The sequence below is a fragment of the Malaciobacter sp. genome (genome assembly GCF_055140965.1).
This window is the reverse complement of sequence record NZ_JBSRRO010000064.1, coordinates 1-9,889: the sequence shown is the minus strand read 5'-3', so window position 1 is coordinate 9,889 and position 9,889 is coordinate 1. Positions and strand designations below refer to the sequence as shown.

Annotated in this window: 9 protein-coding genes and 1 pseudogene; 7 read left to right on the top strand and 3 right to left on the bottom strand. The window is 26.4% G+C overall.

What is annotated here, in order from left to right:
* The 7 genes from pseH to ACTCCZ_RS13025 form a co-directional block, all read left to right on the top strand.
* Positions 1–504, top strand: a 504-nt coding sequence (gene pseH, locus ACTCCZ_RS13055) for a UDP-4-amino-4,6-dideoxy-N-acetyl-beta-L-altrosamine N-acetyltransferase (protein ID WP_463187409.1), incomplete at its 5' end; no start/stop codon positions are given.
* Positions 485–1,513, top strand: a complete 1,029-nt coding sequence (gene pseI, locus ACTCCZ_RS13050; protein ID WP_079577543.1) for a pseudaminic acid synthase — start codon at positions 485–487, stop codon at positions 1,511–1,513. The genes pseH and pseI, both read left to right, overlap by 20 nt.
* Before the next feature lie 105 nt (positions 1,514–1,618).
* Positions 1,619–2,344 (top strand): cytidylyltransferase domain-containing protein, encoded by a 726-nt coding sequence (locus tag ACTCCZ_RS13045; protein ID WP_079577542.1) that lies wholly within the window; start codon positions 1,619–1,621, stop codon positions 2,342–2,344.
* Positions 2,344–3,333, top strand: coding sequence for a Gfo/Idh/MocA family protein (locus ACTCCZ_RS13040; protein WP_079577541.1), 990 nt, complete (start codon positions 2,344–2,346; stop codon positions 3,331–3,333). Before ACTCCZ_RS13045 ends, ACTCCZ_RS13040 begins: the two co-directional genes overlap by 1 nt.
* Positions 3,321–4,607 (top strand): DegT/DnrJ/EryC1/StrS family aminotransferase, encoded by a 1,287-nt coding sequence (locus ACTCCZ_RS13035; protein WP_079577540.1) that lies wholly within the window; start codon positions 3,321–3,323, stop codon positions 4,605–4,607. Before ACTCCZ_RS13040 ends, ACTCCZ_RS13035 begins: the two co-directional genes overlap by 13 nt.
* Positions 4,594–5,526: a hypothetical protein gene (locus ACTCCZ_RS13030; protein ID WP_079577539.1), complete on the top strand. Its 933-nt coding sequence runs from the start codon at positions 4,594–4,596 to the stop codon at positions 5,524–5,526. The genes ACTCCZ_RS13035 and ACTCCZ_RS13030 overlap by 14 nt, the downstream gene beginning before the upstream one ends.
* Complete coding sequence (locus ACTCCZ_RS13025) at positions 5,516–6,052, top strand: GNAT family N-acetyltransferase (RefSeq protein ID WP_079577538.1); 537 nt, start codon at positions 5,516–5,518, stop codon at positions 6,050–6,052. Before ACTCCZ_RS13030 ends, ACTCCZ_RS13025 begins: the two co-directional genes overlap by 11 nt.
* Here the strand turns inward: ACTCCZ_RS13025 and ACTCCZ_RS13020 are convergent, their stop codons facing one another.
* The 3 genes and pseudogenes from ACTCCZ_RS13020 to ACTCCZ_RS13010 form a co-directional block, all read right to left on the bottom strand.
* Positions 6,053–8,029, bottom strand: coding sequence for a motility associated factor glycosyltransferase family protein (locus tag ACTCCZ_RS13020; protein ID WP_079577537.1), 1,977 nt, complete (start codon positions 8,027–8,029; stop codon positions 6,053–6,055).
* A 135-nt stretch (positions 8,030–8,164) separates the two neighbouring features.
* A pseudogene (locus tag ACTCCZ_RS13015) lies at positions 8,165–8,900 on the bottom strand (flagellin).
* 277 nt (positions 8,901–9,177) lie between these two features.
* The coding region (locus tag ACTCCZ_RS13010) for a flagellin (RefSeq protein ID WP_463187407.1) at positions 9,178–9,889 on the bottom strand (712 nt) is incomplete at its 5' end.

Below are 9,889 nucleotides of genomic sequence, written 5' to 3'. Positions count from 1 at the left end.
ATTATAAGGAATCAAGTTTTGAAAAATTTTCAGTTAATAAATTTTACAGAGTTATCTTTAAAAGATAAAGAGTTGATACTTAACTGGAGAAATAATGATTCCATTAGAAAATGGATGTACAATAATAACTTAATATCTAAAGAAGAACATTTTGATTTTTTAAAGCAATTATCTAATTGTGATGATAAATTATACTTTTTAGTTAAAGAAGATGATAAAAATATTGGTGTAATAGATTTTGTAAATATTAAAAATCAAACTGCAGAGATGGGAATTTATTCAAGTCCTTTTTTAAAAGGTTATGGAGAAATACTTTTAGATCTTATTATAGATTATGCAACTAAAAAATTAAAACTTAAAAAGATTAAAGCAGAAGTATTTGCTATAAATAAAAGAGCAGTTAATCTATATGAGAGAAAAGGTTTTATTAAAATCGGAAGTAAAGTTTTTAGAGATAATGAAATGATAATAATGGAGTTAAATTTTGAAAATAGGAAAATTTGATTTACAAAAAAATGGAACATTTATAATTGCAGAGTTAAGTGCAAATCATAATGGTAGTTTACAAAATGCATTAGATACTATAAAAGCTGCAAAAGAAGCAGGAGCTAATGCTATAAAACTTCAAACATATACTGCTGATACTTTAACATTAGATTCTAATAAAGATGATTTTGTTATTAAAGGTGGTACATTATGGGATGATAAGACTTTATATAAACTTTATGAAGAGGCTTATACTCCTTGGCAATGGCATAAAGAATTATTTGATTATGCAAGAAGTTTAGATTTAGATATCTTTTCATCTCCTTTTGATAAAAGTGCAGTTGATTTTCTTGAACAATTTAACCCAAGTGCTTATAAAATTGCATCATTTGAAATAACTGATTATGATTTGGTTGAATATACTGCAAAAAAAGGTAAGCCAATTATAATTTCAACAGGAATTGCAACATTACAAGAGATTCAAGATATTGTTGATATTTGTAGAAGTGTAGGAAATGAAGATATTATTTTATTAAAATGCACAAGTGCTTATCCTGCTGCTTTAGAAGATGCAAATTTAAATACAATACCCAATATGGCTGAAACTTTTGGAGTAGAAGTTGGTTTCTCTGATCATACTATAGGTTCAACTGCACCAATCATAGCAGTAACTTTAGGTGCAAAAGTTATTGAAAAACATTTTATACTAGATAAAAGTATAGGTGGACCAGATGCACAATTTTCTATGCAAAAAGATGAGTTTAAAGATATGGTAAAAGCTATAAGAGATAGTGAAAAGCTATTAGGTAAAGTAAGCTATGAGATGACAGAAAAGAAAAGAAAAAATCGAGTATTCTCAAGAAGTTTATATGTATCAAAAGATATAAAAAAAGGTGAAGAGTTTACTTTAGAAAATATAAGAAGTGTAAGACCTGGGTATGGACTTCATCCAAAATATTTAAAACAGATATTAGGTCAAAAATCAAAAAAAGATTATAAATTTGCAGATAGATTAGAGTTTAATTAAATATAATATTAATATAGGAAAAAGTATGAAAAAAACTTATCAAAGAAAGACTTGGAAAGCAAATTTTATACAGCTTTGTAAACAAAAGAAAAAATAGGAGCTTTTATGAAAGTTAGTGTATCTATTGAAGCTAGAATGACATCTTCAAGATTACCAAAAAAGGTTTTAAAACCTCTTGGAAATAGTACAGTATTAGAAGTAATGATAAATAGAGTTTTAAAATGTAAACTTGTAAATAAAATAATTGTTGCAACTACAACTAATAAAGAAGATGATGGAATAATAAAGCTTTGTGAAAAGAAAAATGTTGAATATTTTAGAGGAAGTGAAAATAATGTTTTCCAAAGAGTTTTACAAGCCCATGAAAAATTTGAAACAGATATAATTGTTGAGTTAACAGGAGATTGCCCTTTTATTGAACCAAGACTTATTGATGAGGCTATTGAGTTTTATTTAAACAATGACTATGATTATGTAAGTAATAGTATAAAAAGTACATTTCCTGTTGGGATGTCTATACAGGTTTACTCTTTAAAAGCATTGAAAGAAGTATCAAAAAAAAAGTTAACTTCTATAGATCTTGAGCATGTAACTCCTGAGTTTTATACTACAAAGCGATTTAAAATTTATAATATTGAAGCACCAAAAAATTTATATTTCCCCGAGTTGTCAGTAACTTTAGATACAAAAGAAGATTATGAAATAATAACTAAGATAATGAATCATTTTAAAAATGATTATTTTACTATTGAAGAGATGATATCTTATGTAAGAAAAAATCCTAAGTTATTACAAATAAATAGTAGTATAAAAAGAAAAGGACTAAGTTAATGTTGAATGTTGCAGTGATTGGACTTGGTAATATCTCTTTACTTTTTGATTATGATAAAAACTCTAAAACTGCATATTCACATATAAAAGCTATATATTTACATAAAGAGTTTCAATTAAAATATGTAGTAGATATAGATGAAAAAAATTTATCAAAAGTAAAAGAGTTTTACAATGATGTTATTTTTTATAATGATTATAAAAAATTAATTGATAAAAAAGATATTGATATTTTAGTTGTTGCTACACCTACTAATACTCACTTTAAAATATTAAATAGTTTTAAAAATCATAAAAGTATAAAAAAGTTTTTGATGGAAAAGCCTCTTTTTTCAAATAAAAAAGAGTATGAGATTTTAGATGATTTTTTCAAAGATAAAATAGTTGTAAATTATACTAGAAGATTCCAAGAGCCAATAAAAAGATTAAAAGATAGTATTGAAAATAGAAGTTTAGAAAATTTACAAAAAATTACTTTAAATTATGTGAAAGGTTTAAAAAATAATGGTTCACATTTTATTGATTTGATTAACTATTTATTCTCTAATCCAAAACTATTAGATATAAAAATACTTGATGAAACAATTGGTTTTAATGATGAAGATAAATCCTATGATGTATTTTTTAAGATTAAATATGATGAGAAGATTATTCCTATATATTTTATTGCTTTAGATCATACAAAATACAATATTATTGAATTAACTCTTTATTTTGATAATCAAGTTGTAAATTATATAAATAGTGAACAAACAATTTATTATAAAAAAATTGTAGATAGCATAGAGTATAAAGGCTATAAGTTTATAGATAAAGAAGCTTACAAAAAAGAAAAAATCTCAGAAAAACTAATCTATAATGTTTATGATGAAATATTTTTACAAATAAAACAAAATAGACAAAACTGCGCTTCTTTTAAAAATGAACTAAAAAACTTAGAATTTATAACAAATATTTTAAATAGTAAGGAAAATAGATGCCAAAATTAGCTATTAATGGTGGACCTAAAATAAGAACAAAGTTGTTTCCTAGATATAATAATATAAATGAAAATGAAATTGATGAAGTTGTAAAAGTTATGAAAAAAGGTATTTTATCAAAATACTTAGGTGCTTGGCATGAAGATTTTTATGGGGGAGAAAAAGTTCAAGAGTTTGAAAAAGCTTGGAGTGAATATTTTAATATTAAACATAGTATCTCTGTAAATTCAAATACTTCTGGCTTAATAACAGCCTTAGGTGCTTGTGGAATTGGTCTTGGTGATGAGGTTATTGTTTCACCATACTCAATGTCAATTTCTGCAAGTGCTCCTTTATTTTGGAATGCAACTCCTGTTTTTTGTGATTTGGAAGCTAATACTTACTCTTTTTGTATTAAATCATTAAAAAAAGCTATTACAAAAAATACTAAGGCAATAGTTGTTGTACATATTTTTGGGTGTCCTTCTAATATGAAAGAGATACAAGAAGTTGCAAAAGAGCATAATTTATATGTAATTGAAGATTGTGCACAAGCTCCAGGCGCAAAATATGATGAAAAAAATGTTGGAACTTTTGGAGATATTGGAGTTTTTAGTCTAAATTATCATAAACATATTCATACAGGTGAGGGTGGAGTTTGCGTTACAAATAGTGATGACTTAGCTAATAAAATGCAACTAATTAGAAATCATGCAGAATCAGTTGTAGAAAATAAAGGTGAAACACAACTTTCAAATATGCTAGGCTTTAATTTTAGATTGACTGAAATTCAAGCAGCCATTGGAATAGAGCAGTTAAAAAAACTACAAAGTGAGCTAGAAGTTAGACAAAAGTATGCAAAAATGTATGATGAGGCTTTAGGAAAATATCCTTTTATAAAGACAACAAAATTAGAAAATAGAACACACTCTTATTATGTGCAAGCATTTGAGTTTTTAGAAGATATTGCAAAAGTTTCAAGAGATAAATTTATTATGGCTGTAAAAGCAGAACTAGAAGCAGTACAAGATAGAGAAAATGAAGGTGTACCAATAGGACAAGGCTATGTAAAGCCTATTTATTTACTTCCTATGTTTCAAAATAAAATTGCATATAATAAAGAAAATTTTGCTTTTAAAGATGAAATTTCATATGAAAAAGGAATTTGTCCAAATGTAGAAAAGTTTCATTATAAAACTTTGTGGACACATGATTTTACTAGAAGTCCTTTAAGCAAAGAAGATGTAAATGATGTAATTAATGCTTATATAAAAGTTTGTGAAAATTTAGATGAACTTAAATAGTGAAATAAAAGTTTTTTCCTATGATGCAGGAGGAGCTAATTTAACCATGGCTTATGCATATTATATGCATGAAAAAGGTTATATTGTAAAATGTTATCCTAAAGGTCCTGCTTTAAAAATATTTAAAAAGCATATTTCTTTTTTAATTGATGAAAATGAAAATACTTTTAAAAAAGATGATATTGTTATTATTGGAACATCTGGTATTCACTCAGATTATGAAATAGAAAAATTAATAGAAGCAAAGAAACTAGGAATAAAAGTAAAATGTTTTTTAGATTCAATTTTAAACTTAGATATAAGGTTTTCTATTAATAATAAATTTATAGATAGAAAGTATTTGCCTGATATTATTTATTATGATAATAAAGTGGAATTAATCAATGAAGATATTAAGCAAAGAATACAATTTCATGAAAATTTGTATTTAAAATATATAAAAGAGATCTTTTATGTTAAAAAATTAAAAACATCAAATAATTTAATACTTGAAAATAGAGGTAAATACGCACTTTTTTTATCAGAGTATATATATGAACTATATGGAAATAAGTTTGGTTTTACAGAGTATGATTGTATAATTAATCTTTTAGATGCAATATCTAATGTACACTTAGATATTACACTTTTTATTAAATTTCATCCTGCAGAAGATATGAAAAAGTTTGATGAAATTTTAAAAGAATACCCTTTTGTTAAAATATATAAAGATGAATTTGATATACATGAAGTTTTATATAATAGTAAAATAGTATTTGGTATAGACTCATCTGTATTCAAAGAATCTTTATTGTTAAATAAACAAACATATAGTTTGCAAATTGATGCAAAAGAAAGAATTAATGTAATTAAAAATGTTGAGATTTTAGAAACAAAAGCACAGTTAGAAACCATATTAAGGAAAACATATGAAAAGTAAATTTTTAGAATCACAAAGATTATATTTAAGACCACTTTGTATAGAAGATTCAAATACAAACTATGTAAATTGGCTAAATGATGAGGAAGTATGTAAGTTTAATGCACATCATAGATTTGTAAATACTAAAGAAAAAACACAAGAGTATATACAAAATATTAATTCTTCAAATAGTAATCTTGTTCTTGCTATTTGTTTAAAAGAGAATAATCAACACATAGGTAATGTAAGTATTCAAAATATAAATTTTATTGATTCTAATGCAGAGTTTGCAATTATCATGGGAGAAAAGAACTATCATGGAAAAGGCTTTGCTTATGAAGCATCAAAGTTGATTATAGAACATGCTTTTAATAGTTTAAATTTACATAGAGTTTATTGTGGAACAAGTAAAGAAAATATTTCAATGCAAAAACTTGCAAAAAAACTTCACATGAAAGAAGAAGGTATTTTAAAACAAGCAATATTTAAAAATGGAAAGTACTTAGATATAATTTTGTATGCAATAATAAAAAATCAAGAATAACTATTCTTGATTTATTATTGCTTTTAAATCTTTTAATACTAAAATAGTAGAATCACACCAGTATTTTTTAACTTCAGATAGGTTCTTTTGAGTATATAGTTGGTTTTGTTTTAAATTTAAAAAAAAGTTTACATAAATATCTACTAACTCAATATATTTTAAAAATACATTTGCAAACATAGCGTTACTCATATGTTTTTTTTGCTGTAAAATCCAAATCATAATATCTAGTTTTTTTTGTAAGAAATCATCTCTTGAAGAGATTTTTGTTTTTTTGAATTTATTAACTTTAGTTATTATTCCACTTAATACTTTTGCATCATCTTCAAAATCAATATTTTCCACAGTACAACTTATATTATCTAAAATCTCTTTTACATTAAAATCTTTTTTTTCTAGGTTTTGTAGGTCAATATCTTTTATATCTAAAGGTATAAGACCTTCCATAAATGCACCATCTGATAAATTGTAAGCTTTTAAAGTTTTCTTTGTTTTTTCATCTAGACCATGGATAAATAACTCATAGTCTCTTTTAAAAGTCAAAAGAGTTCTATTTGATTTTATTTTTTCTCTTAAATTTCCTTTTACTTCTAAAATATCATAATCAGAAACTATATTATCATCAACTTTATGTTTTTCTTCTACAATATCAGACATTTCATGTGAGCTATCACTTGCATATCTATCTCCTGTTTCTTGATTAAATGCTGCATCATTTCCAACTAAATATAGTTCATTTGCTTTTAAAAATACAGACATGGCAAATGAGAAAGTACCAACATTTGGAAGAGAAAAAGAGTATCCTAACTCTTCACATACAGGGTATACTTGTGAAAAATAGTAATTTAAATGCTCTACTTTTTTTAATACACTCTCTTCTTGTTGAGAAAGAAAGATAATGGCACTATTTTTTAAAAAGTTTTTATCATCTGTTGTAAGAAATTTTCCACATTCAGATGAGGGATCAATAGAGACTACTATATCAGGTACAATACTGTTTTTTTCTAATTTTCTTAATATTACATCAACACAAACAATTACAAATCTATCTTGATATTTTTTTATCCATTCTAAGTGATTATCAACAGATGGACCAGCACTTATTATTAGTACTTTTTTATTTTTTAAGGGTAAAGTATCTTTTATTAATTGTTTTTTTATGAACTTCTCTTTATCTTTCATAAATCTAATAGTTCTATAAAGAACTTTTAAAACTACTCCAAAAGGAAAAGATGCAGGATGGTTAGTTGAATAATAACTAATAAGTTCATCTAAGATATATTTGTAATCTATCCAAAAAAGATGGTGCTTGATATTATAGTTCATATAGTTGTGATGATGGGTGAACTCTTCAATAGTTTTTTCTCTTTGTATTGGTGTCTCGCAAACTGATAGAAATAACTTTTTATTTCCTTGTTCAAAAACTGTATAATCAGTTGTAAATAAAGTAAGTCTAAAAAGTTCAAGTTCAGGCTCAATTATCAAAGTATTCATAGAGTTTACTTTTTTATAGACTTCATTTAAGTGAACTCCTGCACCAACTCCAATAAAGATAAATTTATATATTTTTGAGAAAGTAACATTTGTAAAATCAACTTTATGATTTATATAATTAGCCAGTGTTGCTACAACTCCTAAAGATTGCATAATGGCTAGTTTTTTGTTTCGTGGATCAATTCTTAATAAATCTAAAGAGTTCTCTTTTGTAAAATTAGTTAATTCAGCCCTTTTATCTGCTTCTTCATAACTATTAAAATCATAAAGAAATTTATCTTTTGTATGGTCAAAAATATCAAAATAACCACCTTCTTTTATATACTCTAAAGTATATCTTTCTTTATGACTTTGTTCTTCAATATCTTTTGATAACTTTTGTACTTTTTTGTAAGTATTGGGATGTTTTTTTTCTAAAAATTCCAAATTTTTTAAATATAAATTAAAAAGTGTTTGAGTTAAGTCATTTAGTTCTTCTTGCATATAAAGCCTTATTGTAAGATAGTTTAATTTTACATTAAAGTAACAAAACTTATTCTTAGACTTATTATTTTAAAGGGAACTAGAATAAAATCTAGCCCTTTAAAAATTTGATAAAAGTTACAATTTTATTATAGACTACTGAAGTAATCTAAGTACATTTTGTTGAGAAGCATTAGCTTGACTCATAGCATAAGTACCAGCTTGTGAAATAATGTTCTGTTTGTTAAAATTAGAACTTTCAGCAGCATAGTCAACATCTCTAATAACTGATTCAGCAGCTTTAATATTTGTTTGCTGAGTCATTTGGTTTCTAATAGCTGATTCTAATTGGTTTTGAGTAGAACCAAAGTCTGCTCTCCATCCATTTAGCGTGTTAATAGCACTATCAACTGTTGTCATAAAACCTCTTGCACCAGCTGCATCAAATCCACCAGCAGATGTACCAGCAGCAGCTGCAGATCTTAATCCACTAACTCCAAGTCCAATAGCATTTGCTTGAACACCAGCTGTTGTTACAATAGTATCAGCTAACTTCTCACCCATTTGAAATGTAAGTGATGTTGCTGAACCTGTACCAGCAGCAGATGCTTGTAGCAGTGTTGTACCATTGTAGTTAGTTTGCTTAGCAATATTATGCTTTATCAGCAATTTGTGTTAAAGAAACTGCTGAGTTACCATTTGAAATTGATTGACCAATTGAGCTTGCTTGAGTTCTTAGTTTATCAGCAATTGCTAAACCAGAAGCATCATCACTTGCTTTATTGATTCTTAAACCAGTACTTAGTTTTTCTAACGAACTACTTACATTTTTTGTTGTGTTTGCAGCTGCTTCTTGAGCTATCAATGAAGCTGCATTTGTATTAATTCTCATAATAAATCCTTTTTATTATAAAAGATTTACCCATGATACGGGAGCCTAAAACATTCTTGTTTTACCAAGCATAGAGTCTAACTCTTCGGAATCCATTGACCCCTATATTGTTTATATGACCCACTTACAACAAAATACCATACATATATTCCTAATATTAAAATTAAAAATAGTGTATTATTAGGAATAAATGCTTTAAAGGGAACTAGAAGAATCTAGCCCTTTAAAAATCTATTAATTATCTAATGTAACTTTTATCGGTACTAAATATTATAGATTACTGAAGTAATCTAAGTACATTTTGTTGAGAAGCATTAGCTTGACTCATCGCATAAGTACCTGCTTGTGCTATTATGTTCTGTTTATTAAAGTTAGAACTTTCAGAAGCATAATCAACATCTCTAATTACTGATTCAGCAGATTTAATATTTGTTTGCTGAGTCATTTGGTTTCTAATAGCTGATTCTAATTGGTTTTGAGTAGAACCGAAGTCTGCTCTCCATCCATTTAGTGTGTTAATAGCTGTATCAACACTTGCCATTAAACTTCTAGCACTTCCAGCAGAAGCAAAGTTTGCATCAGCAGAAGCTTTAAGACCAGCAAGTCCCAATCCACTTAAGTTTGCTCTAACACCAGCTGTTGTTTGAATAATATCAGCAGCTTTTTCACCCATTTGGAATGTTAATTGTGCTGCTGCTGAAGCTGATGTTGCCCCTTGCAATACTGTTGTACCATTGTAATTAGTTTGGCTAGCAATATTATTTAACTGATCTAGTAATTTACTAATATCTTTCCCAATTGCTTTTCTACCCTCATCTGATGTTGTATCAGTTGAAGCTTGAACTAATTTTGTTTTAAGAACATCTAAAATATTAGATTGTTCAGACATAGCTTTATCAGCAATTTGTGTTAAAGAAACTGCTGAGTTACCATTTGAAATTGATTGACCAATTGAGCTTGCTTGAGTTCTTAGTTTATCAGCAATTGCT